The organism is Pseudomonas parafulva (genome assembly GCF_000800255.1).
GTDB classification, from domain to species: domain Bacteria; phylum Pseudomonadota; class Gammaproteobacteria; order Pseudomonadales; family Pseudomonadaceae; genus Aquipseudomonas; species Aquipseudomonas boreofloridensis.
Window position 1 is genome coordinate 2,835,680 of the sequence record NZ_CP009747.1, and the last position, 21,646, is coordinate 2,857,325.

Below are 21,646 nucleotides of genomic sequence, written 5' to 3' on the forward strand. Positions count from 1 at the left end.
CATGGACGAATCCGCCCAGCACTGGCTGCACGCCCTCTCCGCCCCCATGGCCGCGCTCAACGGCGCCAGCTTCACCGCCCCCGACTATTTCGAGGGCGATGATCAGACCGACCTGGAAAGCGGCTGGGGTATCACTACCCGTGCCCAGTTGCTGGACGTGCTCAGCATGGCCGACAACGGCCATGCCTGTGAATTGAGCAATGCGTACTGGCAGTTCCAGCGGTGCCTGCCCAGCCAGTGGCAGGCGCTGCTGGAGACACTGCCGGCTCGCGACCGGGTCAAGTACGAATATGCGGCACGCACCTTCCCCGACTGCGGCCCTGGCGGTACGCGGGCCTGGGACCTCGGACGCATGAGCTTTCTGCTGCGCGCCGGGGTCAAGAAGGGGCATATCAGCCGCGAAGAAAGCCTCTACCTGCACTATCGCCTGGCTCTGCGCGCCCGCCACTACTACAACCGCTGGAACACCTACATCGCCGGTTATCTGTTCGGCAAAGCGTTATGGAACGCGTCCGACAGCAGCGATGCCACCTTCGCCGCCGACCTGGAGCGCCAGGGCAGCGAGCACTGGAACCGCTGCATCGTCCTGAACCTGCGCATCGGCGCCCACGAATTGCTCGCCGACTTGCCCTGGGAATTGCCAATCGACGAGCCTGAACGCCCCACGACCCTGGAAGAGGATTGCTGGTCATGAGCTGCTGGATTCGCCTGGGTATCGAACCGACCCAGGACCTGGACACCATCCGTCTGGCCTACCGCAGCCGCCTGCCCACGCACCATCCGGAGACCGACCCGGAAGGCTTCCAGGCCCTGCGCGCGGCCTATGAAGAGGCCCAGCGCCTGGCGCGCGAGCACGTCGAAAACGCACAAGCCGCGCAGTCCAATGACGAGGTCGCGCCGGCCAACGAGGCCCTCGACGCCTTCCAGGCGCTGCTCGAAGACTCGACCCGTCGCTACGAACCGCAAGCTTGGCTGGACTACATCGGCCAGCTCGACGAACTGCCGCTGGAGCAACTCGACGACCTCAACTGGCAGTTGCTGCACCGGCTGCGCCATTGCGGTCCGATCGCCTACCAGTGCGTACGTCTGCTGGCCACGCGGCTGGGCTGGGCCGAGCAACTGTTGCGCCTGCCGCCAGAAGAGGCCCAGGACGTCGCCGCCTTCTTGCAGCGTATCGAGGAGCCCGACCCCTTCGACACTCGGCTGATCCGCGACTGGTCACCCGCGGCGCAATTGGAAACGCTCTGGTATTTCCGCAGCCTTGGCTACTACCACCAGGAACGTCCGCTGTTCGAGTACACCCAGTTCGCCGACTGCCACACTTGCGTCGGTTTCCCGGCCGACGAAGACCTGGTGAGTCGCCTGACCCTGCAGTTCAGTCAGGCCGGGATTGGCAGCCGAACGCTGCATGCGCGCTTGCAGCAGCAGCACGAAATGGCGCCAGACGACGTCGATGTGCTGTACCTGCTCGCTCGCCAAGCCAGCGCCTTGGGCGCCGAGGAACAGGCACTCAATGGCTGGCTGCGGCTGTGGCGTGAACACCGGCATCCAGAGGCCGAGCGGTGGTTGCTCGACCTGTGCGCAGGCTATCAACCGCAACGCTTGCCGTTGTTGATCCAGGCGCTGGATCAGCAGAGCCTGCCGCACAGCTGGCCCGAGGATTTGACCGATCCCGCCCAGGCCTGCGGCTGTCCCGCGCAATCACCACAAACCCTGGCGCGCTGGTCCGAGGCCTCGCGCCTGAAGCTGGAGGGTTTCGCCGCCACGTTCATCGATTGGCGCCTGGACGGTGACGATGAATTGCCACCGCTGGCCTGGCTCCTGGCCGACCAGGAAGATCGCCTGTTGCAGCGCCGCTACTGGCAGGCCTGGACACTGCAACGTGGCGAATCCGGGCTGCTGCGCAGCCTGCTCGATGAGCCCGCCAGCGGCGATCCGCTCGATGACCTCATCCTCGAAGGCTTTCAGCGCCAGGCCGCACAGCAATTGCACTGGCTCGAGCATTCACCGGTGGTACGTGCACTGGTAGCGTTTTGCGCATCAGCACACCACGGGGCGGTCTTCCCAGAGGCGCTCAAGCAGCCAGCACTGCACCCGGTCTGCCGTGAATGGCTGCGACGTATGCGGGTGTATTCGCCGCAAGCGCTGGAGCGCTTGAACGAGGCGTTCGACATGCGCCGCATGTTCACGGTGCCATTCGGTATGCGGGTAATGAACGACATGGCGCGCCACGGCATCGAACTGCCGCCGATGGCCGAGGGCGCTGCACAGTGGGACTGGCATCGCCAGCAGTTGTTCATGCTGGCCACCATCGCTCAGCCCCAGCGCTGGCTGGACATGATCACGCCCAAGTTGCCAGGTCAACTGCAGTACGCGACCGAGCATCCGTTCCACCGCACCCATCGCCTGCTGCTGTCCACCCCGGCGCTGTTCCAGGAAAACAACGCCTTGCTGCGCTGCCTGGACGAGCGCGATCCCGTTCAGGCGCTGATGGCCCCCCCCCTGCATTACCTGGCCTACGCCTTCGCCAGCACTCGATTGCCGGGCGCGATCAATCTGTTCGAGTGCTACCAAGGCAGTACCGACGTACTGGAAGAACACCCGGTGGGGGAGCTGCTGCTGTGCGCAACCCTCTATCACAGCCCCGCGCTGGACAGCGAGCAACGTACCTGGCTACGTGCACGCCTGGACACGCTGGGCGGCAGCGCTGCCTGGGTCGGCACACTGCGCACAGGCCTGATCGCAGGCAACGTCCCGCGCCTGCCCTATAAGGTGATCGAGCGTGAGGAAAAACTGGACAGCAAACTGCTCAAGACGTTGGTGAGTGCCTTCAACACCTTGGTGAAATCCGCCAAACCGCCGCGCACCGTCGATTTGATGCGGCTGCAAAAAGCCAAGGACGATGCCGATCAGGACACCGGCCTGCGCTGCGCCGCCATGGCGTTGCTGGCGCGTACCGAAGGCCACCTTGCCGCGGCGGCGCGCGAGCCTCAGGCGCCCTCCTGGGCCTTCTGGCGACTGAACAGCCGTATCAGCCGCAGCGACTTCGTCGCGCACTGCTTCGTCGCCTTGATGGGCGGTGCGGTGCTGACCGCGGTGGCCAAACTGCCAGAGCTTTGGGTCGTCGCGGTCTTGCTGATTCTGACTTCAGTACTACGGCGCCTGCGTGACCTGGGCCAAGGCGTGCCGATGTTGATCGGTGTCCTGGCGATCTGCCGATTCGCGCCCTTCGCGCCTGCCGCACTGATGGTGGTGCCCGGCGACAAGCTGGCCAACCGCTACGGCCCGCCGCCGGACGATCCCGCGCAGCTCAGCGAAGGGCTGCAAGTCGCCCTTCGCCATCTCAACGCTCAGTAACGCAACTCGTCCAGCGCCTGGCTCAACTGCAGGCGTTGACGACTGATCTCTGCCGCCTGCTGGCCGGCCAGCACCGCATTGAATGCGTCCAGCCAACTGCCGATCAGGTCGCGCTCATCGCCCAGGCTCTGCATCCAGGCCCGCTCCAGCCGCGCGAGCAAGGTGCGATTGGGCAAGGCATCGCGCGGGTGGATCTTCAGGCGTGCCAGGCGCTCGTGGCTGGCCTGGCGCGCCTCGCTGTCCAGGCCCGTGGGACTGCGGTCGATGCTGTGGCTGTGCTTGTGCCCGGTTTCGAGGAAGGTCACGTCGACTTCGAGCAGGCCGTTGATGTCGTAGCTGAAGCGCACGTCCAGCGACTGCACCTGTCCGGTGGGCTGCAGCGGAATTTCGAAACTGTCGACCAGGATGTTGTCTCGCACCCAGGGACGCTCGCCCTGATACACCGCGATGCGCACCACCTTTTGCTCCGGATGGGTACTGTAGAAGCGCTGCACGCGCGACGTGGGGATCACGGTATTGCGTTCGATGATCGGGGTGAAGGCGCCGGACACTTCTTCGCCACGGGACGAGGCGACACCCAGGGTATAGGGGCACACGTCGGTCAGGATCAGTTCGTCGATCGCCGCGTCGCGGGCCTTGCAGGCCGCTTGGCTGGCAGCGCCCAGGGCGACGATGGTGTCGGGGTCGAGGTGGCGATAAGGCAGCCGACCGAACAGCTTGGCCACCAATTGCTGGATCTGCGGCATGCGCGTGGCGCCCCCCACCAGCACCAGGCTGTCCAGCTCGCGCGGGCTGAGCCGCGCGTCGCGCAGCGCCTGTTCGATGGGGGTGCGCACGCGCGCCAGCAACGGCGCCCAGATCGACTGCAAGCGCGTCTGGTCGAGCAGCCACTCGCGGGCTTGACCGTCGCCATTCCAGGCCAGGGTCAGGCTACCCTCGCCAATGTCACGCTTGAGTTGCTCGATGGCATCGTGCAGGCTCGCCAGCGCTTGAGGCTCCAGGCTCTCCAGCGTCAGTTGCCAATCGCTCAGGCACGCCTTGAGCAGGGCATCGGTAAAATCTTCGCCACCCAAATAGTTGTCGCCAGTGGAGGCATGCACTTCGATCAGCGGCAAGGCGTACTCCAGCACCGTGACATCGAAGGTGCCGCCCCCCAGGTCGAACACCAGCGTGCGCTCGAACTTCTGTTCGTGCAGACCATAGGCCATGGCGGCAGCCGTCGGCTCGTTGATCAGGCGCTGCACCTTCAGCCCCGCCAGCTCGGCCGCGAACACAGTGCGCTTGCGCTGCTCGTCGCTAAAGTAGGCCGGCACGGAAATCACGGCCTCGCTCACCGGGCAGCCGAGATAGGCCTCGGCATCCTGCTTGAGCGAGCCGAGCACCAGGGCCGACAGCTCTTCCGGCGTGAAGCGGTGCTCGCCCAGTTCGAAACGCTTGTCACTGCCCATGAACCGCTTGAACGCTGCGGCGGTGCGATGGGGATGGGTGGTGAGGCGGGCACGGGCGGCACTGCCCACCAAGATGCTGCCGTCTTCATCGACACTGACCACCGAGGGCGTCAGCACCTCGCCCACGGCGTTGGCGATGAGCTGTGCTTTGCCGTCCTGCCAGACGGCAATGAGGCTGTTGGTGGTACCCAGGTCGATACCCAGCAAGGGGGCGGATTCGACGGGCGTTGGAGAGGAGCTGGCATCCTGCATGGTCGGTCTCTGCTGGCAAAGGAGAGCCGGGCGCGCGGCCTGCTGGCGGCATCCGGCGTAGCGGGAGATTCTGACCTAATGGGACCGCGAGTTGAAGGCGAAGATGCAATCGGACTTCAGGCAAGGGGGCGCGCCGGGCTGAAACTCGCGTGAAACCGACTTGGAAAAACGACGGGCACAAAAAAAGCGACCCTAAGGTCGCTTTCTTTGCTGCTTCCGGGTGTTCAGTGGGCCCTGGAAGCGTGAATATGGCGCAGCGGACGGGACTCGAACCCGCGACCCCCGGCGTGACAGGCCGGTATTCTAACCGACTGAACTACCGCTGCGCTATACATCGAGTGGTGGGTGATGACGGGATCGAACCGCCGACCCTCTGCTTGTAAGGCAGATGCTCTCCCGGCTGAGCTAATCACCCTTCGTCTCGGTGTGGCGCGCATTCTACGGACGACCCTTCACCCTGGCAAGCACTTTTTTCAAATTTTTTTTCTGATCTTTCAATGACCTAGGAATAAGTGACTACTGGCCCTGTGACAGGGTTGGCCTGCGAGCACCGCTCGGAGAATAATGCCCGCCTTATGCATTAAGGAGAGCTTTCCCCCCATGTGGTTCAAGAACCTGCTGACTTACCGCCTCACCCAGGATGTTCCCTTCGAGGCCGAGGCACTGGAAGCGGCACTGTCCAGCAAACCGGCCCGCCCATGCGCCAGCCAGGAGCTGACCACCTACGGCTTCGTCGCCCCCTTCGGCAAAGGCGAAGACGCGCCCCTGGTGCATGTCAGCGGTGAGTTCCTGCTGATCGCCGCGCGCAAGGAAGAACGCATCCTGCCCAGCAGCGTGGTCAACGATGCCGTGAAGGAAAAGGTCGAGGAAATCGAGACCGAGCAGATGCGCAAGGTCTACAAGAAGGAACGCGACCAGATAAAGGACGAGATCATCCAGGCCTTCCTGCCGCGTGCCTTCATCCGCCGCTCGATGATCTTCGCTGCCATCGCCCCGCGCCAGGGCCTGATTCTGGTCAACTCGGCCAGCGCCAAGCGCGCCGAAGACCTGCTGTCGACCCTTCGCGAAGTGATGGGCTCGCTGCCTGTGCGCCCGGCCACGGTGAAGATCGCCCCAAGCGCGACCATGACCGACTGGGTCAAGTCGCAGCAACCGGCCGAAGGCTTCTATCCGCTGGACGAATGCGAGCTGCGCGACACCGCCGAAGACGGCGGCATCGTGCGCTGCAAGCGCCAGGACCTGGCCAGCGAGGAAATCCAGCTGCACCTGAGCACCGGCAAGCTGGTGACGCAACTGGCTCTGGCCTGGCAGGACAAGCTGTCGTTCGTGCTCGACGACAAGCTGGTGATCAAGCGCCTGAAGTTCGAGGAGTTGCTGCAGGAGCAGGCCGAACAGGACGGCGGCGACGAAGCCCAACAGCAGTTCGATGCCAGCTTCCTGCTGATGATGATGACCCTCAACGAATTCCTCCCGCAGCTGTTCGAAGCCCTCGGCGGCGAAGAGATTCCCCAGGGAGTCTAAAAGCAGCTGCAAGCTTCGAGCTACAAGCTGCAAGAAAGATCAAAAGCGATACGGCGGTGCTCTCACGGGCACCGCTTTTACTTGCAGCTTGCAGCTAAAAGCTTGCCGCTGCCCCTCCGGAGGTTCCCCCCCATGCGTGCGCTCGCCGCCCTCAGCCGCTTCGTCGGCAACACTTTTGCGCTGTGGGTGCTGTTGTTCGCCTGCCTGGCGTTCCTGCAACCGCAGTGGTTCATCGGACTCAAGGTGGCCATCGTGCCGCTGTTGGGACTGGTGATGTTCGGCATGGGGCTGACCCTCAAGCTGGACGACTTCGCCGCCCTCGCCCGCCAGCCCTGGCGGGTGGCGCTCGGGGTGGTGGCGCACTTCGTGATCATGCCGGGCATGGCCTGGTTGCTGTGCCAGCTGTTCCACTTGCCAGCGGAGATCGCGGTGGGCGTGATTCTGGTGGGCTGCTGCCCGAGCGGGACCGCATCGAACGTGATGGTCTGGCTGTCCAAGGGCGATCTGGCGCTGGCGGTCGCGATCGCGGCGGTCACCACCCTGCTCGCACCGCTGCTGACGCCAGCGTTGATCTGGCTGCTGGCCTCGGCCTGGTTGCCGGTCTCGTTCATGGACATGTTCTGGTCGATCCTGCAATTGGTGATGCTGCCCATCGTGCTCGGCGTGATGGCGCAGAAGCTGCTCGGCGCGCGGGTCCAGTTGGCCGTTCAGGTGCTGCCGCTGGTGTCGGTGGTGAGCATCGTGATGATCGTCTGCGCAGTAGTGGCCGCCAGCCAGGCGAAGATCGCCGAGTCCGGCCTGCTGATCATGGCGGTGGTGATCCTGCATAACAGCTTCGGCTTCCTGCTCGGTTACCTGACCGGCAAGTTGTGCAAACTGCCGCTGGCCCAGCGCAAATCACTGGCGCTGGAGGTGGGCATGCAGAATTCGGGGCTGGGCGCAGCACTGGCGGCTGCACACTTCTCGCCCCTGGCGGCGGTGCCCAGCGCACTGTTCAGCGTGTGGCACAACATTTCCGGGGCGTTGCTTTCGACCTGGTTCAGGCGCATGGAAGCGCCCGATCAAACCTCTGTCCAGCGGTGACCGGGCAGGCCTCTTGCCCGGCAACGGCCAGATGTGCACCATAGTGCGCACGGTGAGGACGACCTCACGACGCACTGCGTGACCATTCCGGGGACGGCCCCATCTCGCAACGATGGAGACCCATCATGTCCTGGATCATTCTGTTCTTCGCCGGCCTGTTCGAGGTCGGCTGGGCCGTCGGCCTGAAGTACACTGACGGCTTCACCCGCCCCCTGCCCACTGCCCTGACCGTTGCGGCCATGGCGGTCAGCCTTGGCCTGCTGGGACTGGCCATGAAAGAACTGCCGCTGGGCACTGCCTACGCCATCTGGACCGGCGTCGGCGCAGTGGGCACGGTCATCGCTGGCATCATCCTGTTCGGCGAATCCATGGCGCTGGTGCGCTTGGTCAGCGTCGCGCTGATCGTCGCCGGCCTGATCGGCCTGAAGGTCAGCGCTAGCTGACCTTCAGCGCACCCTTCAACGGCGCGCGCCGCGCAAGGCGCTGACCTGTTCGCGCAGCACCTCGGGCTGGGCCGCCTCCACGGGGATGGCGGCCCCAGCCACCAGCGTCACCCGTGACCACAAGCGGCGCAGGAAGCCCTTGGCCGGATCGCGACTGAAGAAGCTGCCCCACAAGCCCTGCAACGCCAGCGGAATCACCGGCACCGGGGTTTCCTGCAGAATCCGCTTGACCCCGCCCTTGAACACGTCGATCTCGCCATCGGCAGTCAGCTTGCCCTCCGGGAAAATACACACCAACTCGCCTGCCTGCAGATACTCGGCGATGCGCGCGAACGCGCGTTCGTACGTCGCCGCGTCTTCGCTGTGCCCGGCGATGGGGATCGCACCCGCCGTGCGAAACACGAAATTCAGCACCGGCAGGTTGTAGATCTTGTAGTACATGACGAAACGTATAGGCCGACGGATCGCACCGCCAATCAGCAGCGCGTCGACGAACGAGACATGGTTGCACACCAGCAATGCCGCCCCTTCGTCGGGAATGCGGTCCAGGTCGCGGTGCTCGACGCGGTACATGGAGTGACTGAGCAGCCAGATCAGGAAGCGCATGGTGAATTCGGGCACGATGCTGAAAATGTAGGCATTGACCGCGATGTTGAGCAGCGACACCACCAGGAACAACTGCGGGATGCTCAGCTTCGCCACGCTCAGCAAGCCGATGGTGACCAGCGCCGACACCACCATGAACAGGGCATTGAGGATGTTGTTGGCGGCGATCACCCGCGCGCGCTCCTGCTCAGGGGTGCGTGCCTGGATCAGCGCATACAGCGGCACGATATAGAAACCGCCGAAAACGCCCAGGCCGATGATCGACGCCATGATCCACCAGGCCTGGTGCAGCCCCAGCAGACTCAACCAGTCGTGAGGTGCGTCAGCCACCGGAACATCACCCGAATGCCACCACCAGAGCAGACCGAACAGGGTCAGGCCGAACGAGCCGAAGGGCACCAGACCGATTTCAACCTTGCGTCCGCTCAAGCGCTCGCACAGCAGCGAGCCGACAGCAATGCCGACCGAGAACAGGGTCAACACCAAGGTGACCACCGTCTCGTCACCGTGCAGCCAGTCCTTGGAATAGGCGGGAATCTGCGTCAGGTAGATCGCACCGACGAACCAGAACCATGAGTTGCCGACGATCGAACGCGACACCGCAGGCGTCTGCCCCAGGCCCAGGCGCAAGGTGGCCCAGGACTGTTTGAAGATGTTCCAGTCCAGCGGCATCTGCGGCGCCACCGCCGCCGCCCGAGGGATCCAGCGGCTGGCCAGATAACCCAGCACAGCGGTGCCGACGATGCCGCCCGCCACCACGCTGGCGTAATCGCTTGACGACATCATCACCCCGGCGCCGATGGTGCCGGCCAGGATCGCCAGGAAGGTGCCCATCTCCACCAGCCCGTTGCCGCCGACCAACTCCTGCTCGTGCAGCGCCTGCGGCAGGATCGAGTACTTCACCGGACCGAACAGCGCCGAATGCGTGCCCATGGCGAACAGGGTGAGCAGCATCAGCTCAAGGTGACCGCTGAGAAAGCCCACGGCACCGATCGCCATGATCGCCACCTCGGCCAGTTTGATCGCCCGAATCAGCGCGTCCTTGGCGAACTTCTCACCAAACTGCCCCGCCAGCGCCGAGAACAGGAAGAACGGCAGGATGAACAGCAGCGCGCACAAATTGACCCAGATCGAGCGATCACCTTCCAGGCTGAGTTTGTAGAGGATGGCCAGAATCAGCGACTGCTTGAACAGGTTGTCGTTGAAGGCGCCCAGCGATTGGGTGATGAAGAACGGCAGGAAGCGACGCTTGCCGAGCAAGGTGAATTGCGAGGAATGACTCATCGTCCTTGTTCCTGAGAGGGCTTTGTCATTTGAAGGGTGCTCATCGTGAGAGGCGACAAATCTGCACGTGAATGCACACCTCTGGCAACCGCCTCAGGGCGAATCCGTTAACCACGCAGCAAGTTGCTGGCACTACGCCATTAATTTGTCGTCAAATAATTTTCAGATTGTTACAGTTCTGCCGATATTCATATACATGACCTAGATCCAGCAACGGCAATTCCCCCCTCGCCCTTCTTCGATGCATCACTAAGGAGCACCACCGCAGATGTTTACCTGGTTCGGCGACCTGAAAATCGCCCATAAACTGGCGCTCGGCTTCGGCCTCGTCCTGACGTTGACCCTGATCCAGTCGCTGATCAGCTGGGACGCCCTTGGCAAGATTGTTCGTCGCAGCGAAGTGGTGCGCGATGTGTCGATCCTCAACGATGCCCTGGGCGATCTGCGCGAAGCGCGTCTGCGCCATACGTTAGCAAACGGCGACGACGAGCAGACCCAGGCCTTGCTCACCGCCAGCGATGCATTGCAGCCACCGCTCAAGCGCCTGCGTGAAGTGATCCGCACCCCGCGCAACGTCGAACTGCTGGGCAAAGCCGAACAGTCCCTGACCAGCTACGTGCAAACACAGAGCCTCAGCCTGCAGTCATACCAGACCATGCGCTCGGCGCAAAAGGACATGGGCACCCTCGCCAATCAGTCGTTCGCGGCCCTCAAGAGCATTCGCCAGCAAGTGCGCGCCCTGACCGATGCCGAGCAACGCGACGCACGCAGCGAGGCCGTCAATCAGATTCGCGAGAACCTGATCCTGCTGCGTTACCAGGTGCGCGGCTACACCAGCAACACCAATGCCGACAGCGAAAAGACCATGAACGATCAGATCGCTACCACGGTGAACACCCTGCCCGGGCTGATCGCGGCCTTGAACGGCCAGGCCGCCGACGCCACCGCACAGTTGAGCGAACAGGTCCGCGCCTATGCCGGCAAGGTCGAAACCTATCGCGGCGAGATCGGCAAACTGGCCGACTACCGCGTCAGCATGGCCAAGGACATCGCCAACCTGACCGAAGCCATCGGCCTGCTGCTCGACGGCCAAGGCACACTGGTGAATTCGGACAGCCAGTTCGCCAAGAACCTGCAGTTGGTCACGACCCTGCTGGCGCTGGTGCTGGGCATCGTGCTGGCCGTGCTGATCGCGCGCCAGATCAGTCCGCCACTGCGCCGGGCACTGTTGGCCATGGAACAAGTAGCCGCCGGTGACCTGAGCGAACAGCCGAGCAGCCGTCGCCGCGACGAACTGGGTCAGTTGCAGAACAGCCTGCAAGGCATGACCGCCAACCTGCGCCAACTGATCGGCGGCGTGCGCGATGGCATCTCGCAGATCGCCAGCGCCACCGAGGAACTCTCGGCCATCACCGCACAGACCAGCGCCGGTGCCAGCAGCCAGCGCCAGGAGACCGACCAGGTCGCCACCGCCATGCAGGAAATGGCCGCCACGGTGCAGGAAGTGGCGCGCAACGCCGGCGACGCCTCGGTGGCCGCCAGCGCCACCGATCTGGAAGCCCGCGAGGGCGAAAGCGTGGTCACCCGTGCGGTGGCGCAGATCGACCGGCTGGCCAGCCAGGTGGACGCCACCAATAAAGCGATGGACGCGCTGCGCAACGAAAGCCAGCGCATCGGCAAGGTAATGGACGTGATCAAGGCCGTGGCCGAGCAGACCAACCTGCTGGCGCTCAACGCGGCCATCGAAGCGGCGCGAGCAGGTGAAGCCGGCCGTGGGTTTGCCGTGGTGGCTGATGAAGTGCGCAGCCTGGCGCAACGCACCCAGGCCTCGACGGCAGAAATCGAGTCGGCGATCAACAGCCTGGAACAGGGCACTCGTTCGGTCAGCGACTTGATGGAAGAGAGCCAGAGCCTGACCGAAAGCAGCGTGGCCCTGGTGCGCGAGGCGGGCGCGGCGCTGGAAGGCATCACTCAGCAGGTCTCCGGCATCCAACTGATGAACCAGCAGATTGCCGCCGCCTCCGAGCAGCAGAGCGCAGTGGCCGAAGAAATCAGCCGCAGCGTGGTGACGGTCAGGGACATCTCGGAACAGACGGCAGGGGCCAGTGAGCACACCTCGGTGTCCAGCGTCGAGCTGGCGCGTCTGGGCGGGCAGTTGCAGCAGATGATCAGCCGCTTCCGCGTCTAAAGTGCAGGGGGCGGCCCGCCCGCCCCGACACCGTCAAGCAAGGCGGGTTACTGGAAGTCGAACAGGGCCCGCGCGGTATCCACCAACAGCGCTTGGCGCAGGGCCATCGAGCAGCCCAGCGCCTCGAACTGTTCGACCACGCCCGTAAAGTTCACCACCGATTCATGCTGGGTGTGGGGCCAGTCGCTGCCCCACAGAAGGCGGTCGGCGCCATAGTGCGCCTCCAGCATTCCCAGCGCCTGGCGAGCGAAGAGCAGGTTCTGCGTCGCCGAGCCGCCCAGACGATAGATCCCCGACACCTTGACCCACACCCTGCCCTGTCCCCCCAGCGTCAGCATCTCGGCAAAGCCTGGCTGACCCAGACCCAGGCGCGCATCGGGCCGACCGAAGTGATCGATGACGATCTTCACGCCATAGGGGTGCAAGGCGTTCACCAACGCCGGGATGTCGGCCACCTGACGATGCAGCTCGACATGCCAGCCCAGTGCAGCGATGTGCTCCAGCAGCGGTCGCCAGGCGGCATCGCGTAAATCGGGCAGCGCTTGCCCCATCAGATTCAGCCGCACGCCGCGCACGCCCGCCTGGTGCATCTGTTCCAGGCTGGCGCGGTCCGCATCGTGCTCAAGCATCACCACCCCGCGTAATTGCCGGGGCGCGCTGTTCAGGGCAGCCAGCAGGTAGCGGTTGTCGGTGCCGAGAAAGCTCGGCTGAACCAGTACGCCGTGGCTGAAACCATGCCCAGCGAGCATGGCCAGGTAATCGTCCAACGGGGCGTCGTAGGTGGGTGCATAGCGACGCTCGGCCGCCAGGCTCAGCCCACGGTTAAAGACGTGGGCATGGCTGTCGATGGCCGTGAAAGGAGAAACGGTAGCGTGGGGCATGGCGCTCATCGAAAAGATTGAAGAATGTGGATCGTTACTTGGCCATGGCCGGAGCGGTCGAGGCAGCCGCCTCGGGCTCCAATGTGCGCCCGCGGGTTTCCGGCAGGCACAGCGCGGCGATCACCGCCACACCGTAGGCGATACCGGCATCGATGCCGATCGCCGCGCCCAGCGACATGGACTCGCTCATGTGACCGACCAGGAATGGGAACACCGCCGACAGCACGCGGCCGAAGTTGTAGCAGAAGCCCACCCCGGCGCCGCGCACGTCGGCTGGATAGAGTTCATTGAAGAACGCCCCGAGGCTGGCCGGAATGCCAGCGGCGAAGAAGCCCAATGGGAAACCGAGGAACAGCATCTGCGTGTTGCTGAGGGGGAAGAACACATAGGCCTGGACGGTCAGAACGCAGCACAGGGCGAACAGCAGGATGTTCTTGCGGCGGCCGATGCGGTCGATCAACAGACCGCTGACCACGCAGCCGCACCAGAAGGCGAAAATGATCACTGCCAGGTAACCGCCGGAGTTGAGCACCGACAGGTTGCGCTCGGTCTTGAGGAAGGTCGGCAACCAGGTCATCACCGCGTGATAGCCACCGTGGGCACCCAAGCCCAGCAGTCCGCCCAGCAAGGTGACGCGCAGCAGTTCCGGGCGGAAGATCCCGGCCATCGACTTGACGAAGCTGCGCGGCGCAACCTGGTCTTTCTGCAGGCGCTGGAAGCTGTCTGGCTCCTGCACGTTACGGCGCACCCAAATGATCAGCAGAGACGGCAACAAGCCGACGAAGAACATGACCCGCCAGGCGAACTCCTGCGGCACCAGCGAATAGATCAGCGCGAACAGCGCCACTGCCAGGCCCCAGCCCACTGCCCAGGCACTTTGCACCGTGCCCATGACCTTGCCGCGGTACTTCGGATTGATGGTTTCGGCCATCAACACCGCGCCGGCCGCCCATTCGCCACCGATGCCGAAACCTTGCATGGCCTTGACGAACAGCAGCGGATAGAAGCCGGTGACGAAGGCCGACAGGAAGGTGAAGAAGGAGAACCAGAGAATCATCCACTGCAAGGTGCGCACACGGCCATAGCGGTCGGACAGGGTACCGCCGAGCCAGCCGCCGATGGCCGAGGTGACCAGGGTCAGGCCACTGATCAGACCGGCATCGCCTTTGCTCAGGGAAAACGCGGCGATCAGCGCCGGAATGGCCAGGCCGAACATCTGCACTTCCAGGGCGTCGAGCGACCAGCCGCCGAAGCAGGCCCAGAATGTCTTGCGCTCGCGCGAGGTGATTTCGCGGTACCAACTGAACATGTTTCTTATCCTTCTAGGTCGTGTAAGGGTGGCCGGACTCGCACCGGCCAGGCAGGCAGCACCCCGGCACCGTGCGAGCACGGCGCGGCAGGCGGGGCAATGGACGGCAGCGGCGGTTCAGCGAATGTCGATGCGGTAACGGAAGTGCTGGGCATGGCCGCGCGAGCGGCGCCACTCCAGTGGCTTGCCGGCGTAGTCACGGGCCAGACGCTCGATCACCACCACCGGACTCCCCTCCGGCAGTTGCAACAAACGCCCTTGAACCGCATCGACCGATTCGGCGGTAAGGGTTTCCTCCGCGTAGGCCACCACTTGGCCACACAGCGTTTCGTAGATTGGGTAGAGCAACGGCCCTTTGCGGTCCAGCTCGACTTCCAGCAAGGGTTGGAAGGTCTGGCGCGCCAGCCAGATTTCCTCGGCCAGCACCGGCTGGGCGCCCAGCAAACGCAGACGCACGATGCGGATGACCTCGGCCTGTGCCGCCAGCCCCAACGCCGCTGCCACCGCCGAGGGCGCCGGCAGTGGCTCGATGGAGAGGATGCGGCTCTCGGGTACGACCCGCGCGCCATTGGCTGATTCGAAACGGAAAAAGCGGAACAGCGAGGACTGGAACTGCGGCCGACGAATGAAGGTGCCACGGCCCTGTTGGCGCTCCAGGACGCCTTCGGCGACCAGTACGTCGACAGCCTTGCGCACGGTGCCGACCGACATCTGGAACTCGCTGGCCAGTGCCGCTTCGGTGGGAATGGCCTCACCTGGGCGCCAGCGGTTGTTGGCGATCTGCTCGACCATGTGGTCGCGCAACTGTTGGTAGCGGGGCAGACGCGCATCACCGGGCAGCGTGTTCATGGGCTCTGTCTCTCGTGTTGTTATATAGACATATATATGAATTGCTCGTGAGTATTCCTCCTGCCCTGAACGGTGTCAATCCTCCGCCTATCGGACGGCGCTGGCCGCAGCGATGCACGGCGACACGAACAACTCACCCCGCCAAGCGCCCGTGAGCGTTTTGCCTGCCACCACTAGCCACAAAATTGCCAGCATGCCCACCAACACCTGCCCGGCGACCATGAAAAAGCCCAGTCCCAACCACTCAGCCAATTTCAACGTGGCCAGGCTGTAGACACCCAACGGAAAGGTGAATCCCCACCAGCCCAAGTTGAACGGCATTCCGTGGCGCAGGTAACGCACGGTGATCAACACGGCCGTCAGCAACCACCACAGGCCTGCCCCCCACAGCACCATTCCGGCCACCAGTCCCAGCCCCCGCGCCACCTCGCCCATCGCTCCAAGGCCATTGGCGGCGAATACACCCGGCGCATCACCGCCAAGCAGCAGCATGCCCAACGCGCCGGTACCGATGGGGCCCAAGGCCAGCCAACTGGACGCCGCCATGTTGGCCGGCGGCAACTTGTGCAGCGCCATGCGCAACATCAGGATGGTCAGGATGCTAAATGCCACCGGCAGCGACACCGCCCACATGACGTAACTGGTGACCAGCACCAGAAACTGGGCCTGAGGGTCGGCCAGGTGCGGCACCAGCAGGCCGCCGCTGGCTGCGGCCACCTCGGCCGCCACCACCGGCAGCAGCCAGACGGCGGTCATTTGGTCGATGCTGTGTTCCTGACGGGTGAACATCAGGTAGGGAATGGCCACGCCACACAGCAGCGCGAGGGCCACATCCAGCCACCATAGCGCCTCGATCCACGGCAGCAGGCCTTCGCCCCAGCGCGCCAGGCCGAACACCAGGCCGCCGTTGAGGATGGTCGCCAGCCCCATGGGGATGGTGCCGAAGAACATCGAGACCGTGGAATGGCCGAATATCCGCCGCGCTTCGTCGAAGAACAGCAGCCAGCGGGCGCTGTACAGCACGCAGAACACGATGAACAGCGCGACCGTCAACCACCACAGCGCCTCGGCGAGCCCCAGCAACGCCGATACCTGCACCTGCCGCAGGGCCAGAGCCAGCACGCCGGTGCCCATGGTCGCGGCAAACCAGTTGGGGGTGAACTGGCGAATCACTTCCAGGGGGTGGGCCAGGCGCTGGAAGGGTCGCAAGGACCGAGCACGGGTGTGAGGGCAAGACATGAGCGATTCCTCGGATAAGGTGAAATCATCTTATGCTCGCCAGGAATATCTATATAACGGGTATTTTCTCTATCTGTTATCTGTTTTACAGATATAAAACCCAGAGGATCGTGCGACTCGTTGCCACTGCGACCATCGTCTGCGCTGACGAAACCGCCCTGCTCGTGCCAGACTGCTCGGGACCGCGTTTCCCTCTTGCTGCGGAGTTTGCATGTCGTTGTCCAGTGGGCTGATCGCCGTGGTCGCCCTGGCCTATATGGCCATCATGTTCGCCATCGCCTTCTACGGCGACCGTCGCAGCACCCCGCTGCCGCCGCGCCTGCGCGCCTGGGTATACAGCCTGTCCCTGGCGGTGTACTGCACCAGCTGGACCTTCTTCGGCGCAGTCGGCCAGGCCGCCGAGCAGCTCTGGGCCTTCCTGCCCATCTACCTGGGCCCGGTGCTGCTGCTGATTTTCGCTCCCTGGGTGCTGCAGAAGATGGTGCTGATCAGCAAACAGCAGAACATCACCTCCATCGCCGACTTCATTGCCGCGCGCTACGGCAAGTCGCAGACCCTTGCTGTGGTGGTTGCCCTGATCTGTCTGGTTGGCGTGCTGCCCTACATCGCCCTGCAGCTCAAGGGCATCGTGCTGGGCGTCAACCTGCTGATCGGCGCCAATGCCGATGCCACCGGCACACGCGTGCAGGACACCGCACTGGTGGTGTCACTGGTGCTGGCGCTGTTCGCCATCGTCTTCGGCACGCGCAGCCTGGACGTCACCGAACACCACCGCGGCATGGTGCTGGCCATCGCCTTCGAGTCGATGATCAAGCTGCTGGCCTTCCTCGCCGTCGGCGCCTTCGTAGTGTTCAACCTGTACGACGGTGTCGACGACCTGTTCAGCCAGGCGCGACAGTCAATGCACCTGGAGCGATACTGGCAGGAAACCATCAACTGGCCGTCGATGGTGGTGCAGACCGCCGTGGCGATGATGGCGATCATCTGCCTGCCGCGACAGTTTCACGTCACCGTGGTGGAGAACATCGAGCCGCAGGACATGCGCCTGGCGCGCTGGGTGTTCCCTCTGTATCTGGTGCTGGCCGCGCTGTTCGTGGTGCCGATCGCCTTGGCCGGACAAATGCTGTTGCCGGGCACGGTGATGTCCGACTCCTTCGTCATCAGCCTGCCGCTGGCCGAAGCCCATCCCAGCCTGGCATTGCTGGCGTTCATCGGCGGCGCCTCGGCCGCCACCGGCATGGTCATCGTCGAGGCCGTGGCGCTGTCGACCATGGTCTCCAACGACATGCTGCTGCCCTGGCTGCTGCGCCGCAACAACGCCGAGCGGCCGTTCGAAGCCTTCCGCCACTGGATGCTCTCGGTACGCCGGGTCACCATCGTGGTCATCCTGCTGCTGGCGTATGTCAGCTACCGACTGCTGGGTTCCACCGCAAGCCTGGCGACCATCGGCCAGATCGCCTTCGCCGCCGTTACCCAACTGACCCCAGCGATGCTCGGCGCTTTGTACTGGAAGCAGGCCAATCGGCGCGGCGTGTTCGCAGGACTGGCCGCCGGGATTTTCCTGTGGTTCTACACCTTGGTACTGCCCATCGCCGCGCACAGCCTGGACTGGTCGCTGCAGCTGTTTCCGGGCCTGGCGTGGTTGCACGGCAACCCGCTGAACCTGCCCATCAGCCCGCTGACGCAAGGCGTGGTGCTGTCGCTGGCGGGCAACTTCACCCTGTTCGCCTGGGTGTCGATCCTCTCGCGCACACGGGTGTCCGAGCACTGGCAGGCCGGTCGCTTCATCGGTCAGCAGACCAGCGCCCGACCCAGTGGGCGCACACTGCTGGCGGTGCAGATCGACGACCTGCTCAACCTCGCCGCACGCTTCGTGGGCGAGGAGCGCGCACGCCAGAGCTTCATTCGCTTCGCCTACCGCCAGGGCAAGGGCTTCAACCCCAACCAGAACGCCGATGGCGACTGGATCGAGCACACCGAGCGCCTGCTGGCCGGGGTGCTGGGCAGTTCTTCGACAAGAGCGGTGGTCAAGGCGGCCATCGAGGGCCGCGACATGCAGCTCGAGGACGTGGTACGCATCGCCGACGAAGCCAGCGAGGTGCTTCAGTTCAACCGCGCACTGCTGCAGGGGGCGATCGAGAACATCAACCAAGGCATCAGCGTGGTCGACCAGAACCTGCATTTGGTCGCCTGGAACCGCCGCTACCTGGAGCTGTTCAACTACCCGGACGGGTTGATCGCCGTCGGCCGGCCGATCGCCGACATCATTCGCTACAACGCCGAGCGGGGGCTGTGCGGTCCCGGCGAAGCGCAGGTCCACGTGGCGCGGCGCCTGCACTGGATGCGCCAGGGACGGGCGCATACCTCCGAGCGCCTGTTCCCCAACGGCCGGGTCATCGAGTTGATCGGCAATCCGATGCCCGGTGGCGGCTTCGTCATGAGCTTCACCGACATCACGCCGTTCCGCGAAGCCGAGCAGGCGCTCAAGGATGCCAACGAGGGCCTGGAGCAACGGGTGGCCGAGCGCACCCACGAACTTTCGCAATTGAACCAGGCACTGTCCGACGCCAAGAGCCACGCCGAGGCGGTCAGCCAGTCCAAGACGCGCTTCCTCGCGGCGGTCAGCCACGATCTGATGCAGCCGCTGAACGCCGCACGGCTGTTCTCCGCTGCACTGTCGCAACAGGCCGAGACCTTGAACGACGAAGCCCGGCAACTGGTGCGGCACCTGGACAGCTCGCTGCGCTCGGCCGAAGAATTGATCAGCGACCTGCTGGACATCTCACGCCTGGAGAACGGCAAGATCACCCCGGACATCAAACCCTTTGCACTCAATACGCTGTTCGACACCCTCGGTGCCGAGTTCAAGGTGCTGGCTGCCGAAAAAGACCTGGCGTTCCGCCTGCGCGGCAGTCGCCTGCAGGTCAGCAGCGACATCAAGCTGCTGCGCCGGGTGCTGCAGAATTTCCTGACCAACGCGCTGCGCTACGGCAGCAGCCCGATCCTGCTGGGCACGCGGCGTGAGGGTGAGCGGCTGTGGCTGGAGGTGTGGGATCGCGGCCCTGGCATTGCCGACGACAAGTTGCAGGTGATCTTCCAGGAGTTCAAGCGCCTGGACAGCCACCAGACGCGCGCTGAAAAAGGCCTGGGCTTGGGCTTGGCGATCGCCGATGGCCTGTGCCGGGTGCTGGGTCACACCTTGCAGGTGCGCTCATGGCCGGGTAAAGGCAGCGTATTCAGAGTGAGTGTGCCGATCGCCCGCCAGCCGCTGGCCATCCCGGCAGCCCCTGCCGAGCAGATGGGACAACCGCTGGCGGGACTGCAGGTGCTGTGCGTGGACAATGAAGACAGCATCCTGATCGGCATGAACAGTTTGCTCGGACGCTGGGGCTGCCAGGTCTGGACCGCTCGCGACCAGGCCGAGTGCGAAGCGCTGCTGGTCAAGGGCATGCGCCCGCACCTGGCGCTGGTGGACTATCACCTGGACCACGGCGAGACCGGCACCGGCCTGATGGCGTGGCTACGCACGCAATTGGGCGAGCCGATTCCCGGCGTGGTGATCAGCGCCGACGGGCGCAACGAGACCATCGCCCAAGTGCATGCGGCGGGCCTGGACTACCTGGCCAAGCCGGTCAAGCCGGCAGCCCTGCGCGCCCTGCTCAATCGGCATCTGAGCCTGGTGCAGTAAGGCCTTCGTCGGCCATCGCGCGCTCCAGCAGGTCGGCCGGCAGGCTCTTGCTGGCGCGGGCGCCGAGCAGCTTGAGCTGTTCGCTACGGCTGATCAGATTACCGCGACCCTCGCACAGTTTATTGCGCGCCGCCGCGTAGGCTTTGTCGACCTGCTGAAGGCGCACACCCAACTCGTCCAGATCCTGGATGAACAAGACGAATTTGTCGTACAGCCAACCGGCGCGCTCGGCGATTTCTCGGGCGTTTTGTCCCTGGCGCTCCTGTTTCCACAGGCTGTCGATGACCCGCAGGGTGGCCAGCAAGGTGGTGGGGCTGACGATCACGATCTGCCGGTCGAACGCCTCTTGGAACAGCCCCGGCTCGGCTTGCAGCGCCGCAGAAAAGGCCGCTTCGATGGGCACGAACAGCAGCACGAAGTCCAGGCTGTGCAGGCCGTCCAGACGGCTGTAGTCCTTGCTCGACAACCCCTTCACATGGCTGCGCAGCGACTGCACGTGCTGCTTGAGCGCCGCCTCGTCGTTGCCGGCGACGAACTGCTGGTAGGCGGTGAGGCTGACCTTGGCGTCGACCACCACCTGTTTGTCGCCGGGCAGCATGATCAGCACATCGGGCTGGAAGCGCTCGCCATCGGCGCTTCTGAGACTGACCTGGGTCTGGTACTCGCGGCCCTTCTCCAGGCCCGCGTGCTCCAGCACCCGCTCCAGAATCAGTTCGCCCCAGTTGCCCTGGGTCTTCTGCCCCTTGAGGGCCTGAGTGAGGTTGGTGGCTTCATCGGACAAGCGCAGGTTGAGCTGCTGCAAACGCTCCAGTTCCTTGGCCAGCGAGAAGCGTTCGCGAGCTTCGTGCTGGTAGCTCTCCTCCACGCGCTTTTCGAACGCCTGGATACGCTCCTTGAGCGGATCGAGCAATTGCCCCAGGTGCTGCTGGCTGGTCTGGGCGAAGCGCTGCTCACGCTCGTCGAAGATGCGCGTGGCCATTTCGGCGAACTGTGCACGCAGGGTGTCGCGGGCTTGCTGCAGGTCTTCCAGACGTTGGGCATGGCTGTCCTGCTGTTCGCGAAGCTCGGCATCCAGGCGTGCCGCCTGTGCCTCCAGGCGGCGCAGTTCGGCTTCGCGATTGGCGCGCTCCAGGCTCCAGGCATGAGCAGCGTCGCGGGCGTTGTCGCGCTCGATCTGCAGCAGCTCCAGCTCACGGTGTTGCGCCGCCAGCTGTGCCTGCTTATGGCTGTTGGCCTCGCTCAGATCGCTGATTTCGTCACGGCTGGCATCAAGCTGGGCTTGCAGACCGGCCTGCGCCAGTTGCGACGCGTTGAGGCGCTCCTGCCATAGACTGCCTTCGCCCTGACGGACGGCGAGTCGTCGCTGAAGCTGCAACGCCCAGCCCAGGCAAGGCACCGCAGCGGCGACGATGCCCATCAAAATACTGGCCAGATCCACTGCCATGCTCACCCCGATCGTTGTTCCAATGCAGGCTGCAGCTTACAGGGGTTTGCCCAC

Annotated in this window: 14 protein-coding genes, 2 tRNA genes and 1 pseudogene; 8 read left to right on the forward strand and 9 right to left on the reverse strand. The window is 64.2% G+C overall.

Features of this window, described 5'->3' with window-relative positions; all coding sequences use genetic code 11:
• The first annotated feature begins 1 nt into the window (after window position 1).
• Window positions 2-694, forward strand: coding sequence for a DUF1266 domain-containing protein (locus tag NJ69_RS12110; protein ID WP_029611986.1), 693 nt, complete (start codon window positions 2-4; stop codon window positions 692-694).
• On the forward strand, window positions 691-3,357 hold the full coding sequence (locus NJ69_RS12115) for a DUF805 domain-containing protein (RefSeq protein ID WP_039579377.1): 2,667 nt from the start codon (window positions 691-693) through the stop codon (window positions 3,355-3,357). The genes NJ69_RS12110 and NJ69_RS12115 overlap by 4 nt, the downstream gene beginning before the upstream one ends.
• Here the strand turns inward: NJ69_RS12115 and NJ69_RS12120 are convergent.
• The 3 genes from NJ69_RS12120 to NJ69_RS12130 form a co-directional block, all read right to left on the reverse strand.
• A complete protein-coding gene (locus NJ69_RS12120) occupies window positions 3,351-5,057 on the reverse strand; it encodes a molecular chaperone HscC (protein WP_039579379.1) in 1,707 nt (568 codons plus the stop codon). The two genes, NJ69_RS12115 and NJ69_RS12120, sit on opposite strands and share 7 nt — an antisense overlap.
• 249 nt (window positions 5,058-5,306) lie before the next feature.
• Window positions 5,307-5,383 (reverse strand) — tRNA-Asp (locus tag NJ69_RS12125).
• 13 nt (window positions 5,384-5,396) lie between these two features.
• Window positions 5,397-5,472: transfer RNA gene (locus tag NJ69_RS12130), tRNA-Val, on the reverse strand.
• A 185-nt stretch (window positions 5,473-5,657) separates the two neighbouring features.
• On the opposite strand from NJ69_RS12130, the gene rdgC reads away from it, so the two are divergent.
• From rdgC to sugE, 3 genes are all read left to right on the forward strand, one after another.
• Entirely contained in the window at window positions 5,658-6,578 is a 921-nt protein-coding gene (gene rdgC / locus NJ69_RS12135; protein WP_029611987.1) for a recombination-associated protein RdgC, read from the forward strand.
• A gap of 132 nt (window positions 6,579-6,710) precedes the next feature.
• The gene (locus NJ69_RS12140; RefSeq protein ID WP_039579382.1) at window positions 6,711-7,661 is read left to right on the forward strand and encodes a bile acid:sodium symporter family protein; all 951 of its coding nucleotides are present in this window, start codon (window positions 6,711-6,713) and stop codon (window positions 7,659-7,661) included.
• A gap of 125 nt (window positions 7,662-7,786) precedes the next feature.
• Window positions 7,787-8,104, forward strand: coding sequence for a quaternary ammonium compound efflux SMR transporter SugE (sugE, locus tag NJ69_RS12145; RefSeq protein ID WP_039579384.1), 318 nt, complete (start codon window positions 7,787-7,789; stop codon window positions 8,102-8,104).
• Window positions 8,105-8,119: 15 nt separating this feature from the next.
• Here sugE and NJ69_RS12150 read toward each other — a convergent pair whose 3' ends face one another.
• Complete coding sequence (locus NJ69_RS12150) at window positions 8,120-9,994, reverse strand: MFS transporter (protein ID WP_039579387.1); 1,875 nt, start codon at window positions 9,992-9,994, stop codon at window positions 8,120-8,122.
• A 268-nt stretch (window positions 9,995-10,262) separates the two neighbouring features.
• Between NJ69_RS12150 and NJ69_RS23190 the strand changes: the two are divergent.
• A pseudogene (locus NJ69_RS23190) lies at window positions 10,263-11,327 on the forward strand (methyl-accepting chemotaxis protein); the annotation flags it as partial.
• The gene (locus NJ69_RS23195) at window positions 11,319-12,182 is read left to right on the forward strand and encodes a methyl-accepting chemotaxis protein (protein WP_432416637.1); all 864 of its coding nucleotides are present in this window, start codon (window positions 11,319-11,321) and stop codon (window positions 12,180-12,182) included. The pseudogene NJ69_RS23190 and the gene NJ69_RS23195, both read left to right, overlap by 9 nt.
• A gap of 47 nt (window positions 12,183-12,229) precedes the next feature.
• On the opposite strand, the gene NJ69_RS12160 is transcribed toward NJ69_RS23195, so the two are convergent.
• From NJ69_RS12160 to NJ69_RS12175, 4 genes are all read right to left on the reverse strand, one after another.
• Window positions 12,230-13,072: an amidohydrolase family protein gene (locus NJ69_RS12160; protein ID WP_432416617.1), complete on the reverse strand. Its 843-nt coding sequence runs from the start codon at window positions 13,070-13,072 to the stop codon at window positions 12,230-12,232.
• 25 nt (window positions 13,073-13,097) lie between these two features.
• Complete coding sequence (locus tag NJ69_RS12165; RefSeq protein ID WP_039579392.1) at window positions 13,098-14,372, reverse strand: MFS transporter; 1,275 nt, start codon at window positions 14,370-14,372, stop codon at window positions 13,098-13,100.
• A gap of 117 nt (window positions 14,373-14,489) precedes the next feature.
• A complete protein-coding gene (locus tag NJ69_RS12170; RefSeq protein WP_039579394.1) occupies window positions 14,490-15,221 on the reverse strand; it encodes a GntR family transcriptional regulator in 732 nt (243 codons plus the stop codon).
• 87 nt (window positions 15,222-15,308) lie between these two features.
• Complete coding sequence (locus NJ69_RS12175; RefSeq protein WP_039579397.1) at window positions 15,309-16,460, reverse strand: TDT family transporter; 1,152 nt, start codon at window positions 16,458-16,460, stop codon at window positions 15,309-15,311.
• 211 nt (window positions 16,461-16,671) lie between these two features.
• Between NJ69_RS12175 and NJ69_RS12180 the strand changes: the two genes are divergently transcribed.
• Entirely contained in the window at window positions 16,672-20,148 is a 3,477-nt protein-coding gene (locus NJ69_RS12180) for a hybrid sensor histidine kinase/response regulator (protein WP_039579400.1), read from the forward strand.
• Here NJ69_RS12180 and rmuC read toward each other — a convergent pair.
• A complete protein-coding gene (gene rmuC / locus NJ69_RS12185; protein ID WP_039579403.1) occupies window positions 20,120-21,592 on the reverse strand; it encodes a DNA recombination protein RmuC in 1,473 nt (490 codons plus the stop codon). The two genes, NJ69_RS12180 and rmuC, sit on opposite strands and share 29 nt — an antisense overlap.
• Window positions 21,593-21,646 lie beyond the last annotated feature (54 nt).

Bases quoted from the DNA above. Each gene is read 5' to 3' on its own strand.
- NJ69_RS23195 (WP_432416637.1), top strand. From the start codon at position 11,319: ATGACCGCCAACCTGCGCCAACTGATCGGCGGCGTGCGCGATGGCATC.
- NJ69_RS12170 (WP_039579394.1), bottom strand. From the start codon at position 15,221: ATGAACACGCTGCCCGGTGATGCGCGTCTGCCCCGCTACCAACAGTTG.
- rdgC (WP_029611987.1), top strand. From the start codon at position 5,658: ATGTGGTTCAAGAACCTGCTGACTTACCGCCTCACCCAGGATGTTCCC.
- NJ69_RS12165 (WP_039579392.1), bottom strand. From the start codon at position 14,372: ATGTTCAGTTGGTACCGCGAAATCACCTCGCGCGAGCGCAAGACATTC.
- NJ69_RS12110 (WP_029611986.1), top strand. From the start codon at position 2: ATGGACGAATCCGCCCAGCACTGGCTGCACGCCCTCTCCGCCCCCATG.
- NJ69_RS12150 (WP_039579387.1), bottom strand. From the start codon at position 9,994: ATGAGTCATTCCTCGCAATTCACCTTGCTCGGCAAGCGTCGCTTCCTG.
- NJ69_RS12140 (WP_039579382.1), top strand. From the start codon at position 6,711: ATGCGTGCGCTCGCCGCCCTCAGCCGCTTCGTCGGCAACACTTTTGCG.
- NJ69_RS12120 (WP_039579379.1), bottom strand. From the start codon at position 5,057: ATGCAGGATGCCAGCTCCTCTCCAACGCCCGTCGAATCCGCCCCCTTG.
- NJ69_RS12115 (WP_039579377.1), top strand. From the start codon at position 691: ATGAGCTGCTGGATTCGCCTGGGTATCGAACCGACCCAGGACCTGGAC.
- NJ69_RS12160 (WP_432416617.1), bottom strand. From the start codon at position 13,072: ATGAGCGCCATGCCCCACGCTACCGTTTCTCCTTTCACGGCCATCGAC.
- NJ69_RS12180 (WP_039579400.1), top strand. From the start codon at position 16,672: ATGTCGTTGTCCAGTGGGCTGATCGCCGTGGTCGCCCTGGCCTATATG.
- rmuC (WP_039579403.1), bottom strand. From the start codon at position 21,592: ATGGCAGTGGATCTGGCCAGTATTTTGATGGGCATCGTCGCCGCTGCG.
- NJ69_RS12175 (WP_039579397.1), bottom strand. From the start codon at position 16,460: ATGTCTTGCCCTCACACCCGTGCTCGGTCCTTGCGACCCTTCCAGCGC.
- sugE (WP_039579384.1), top strand. From the start codon at position 7,787: ATGTCCTGGATCATTCTGTTCTTCGCCGGCCTGTTCGAGGTCGGCTGG.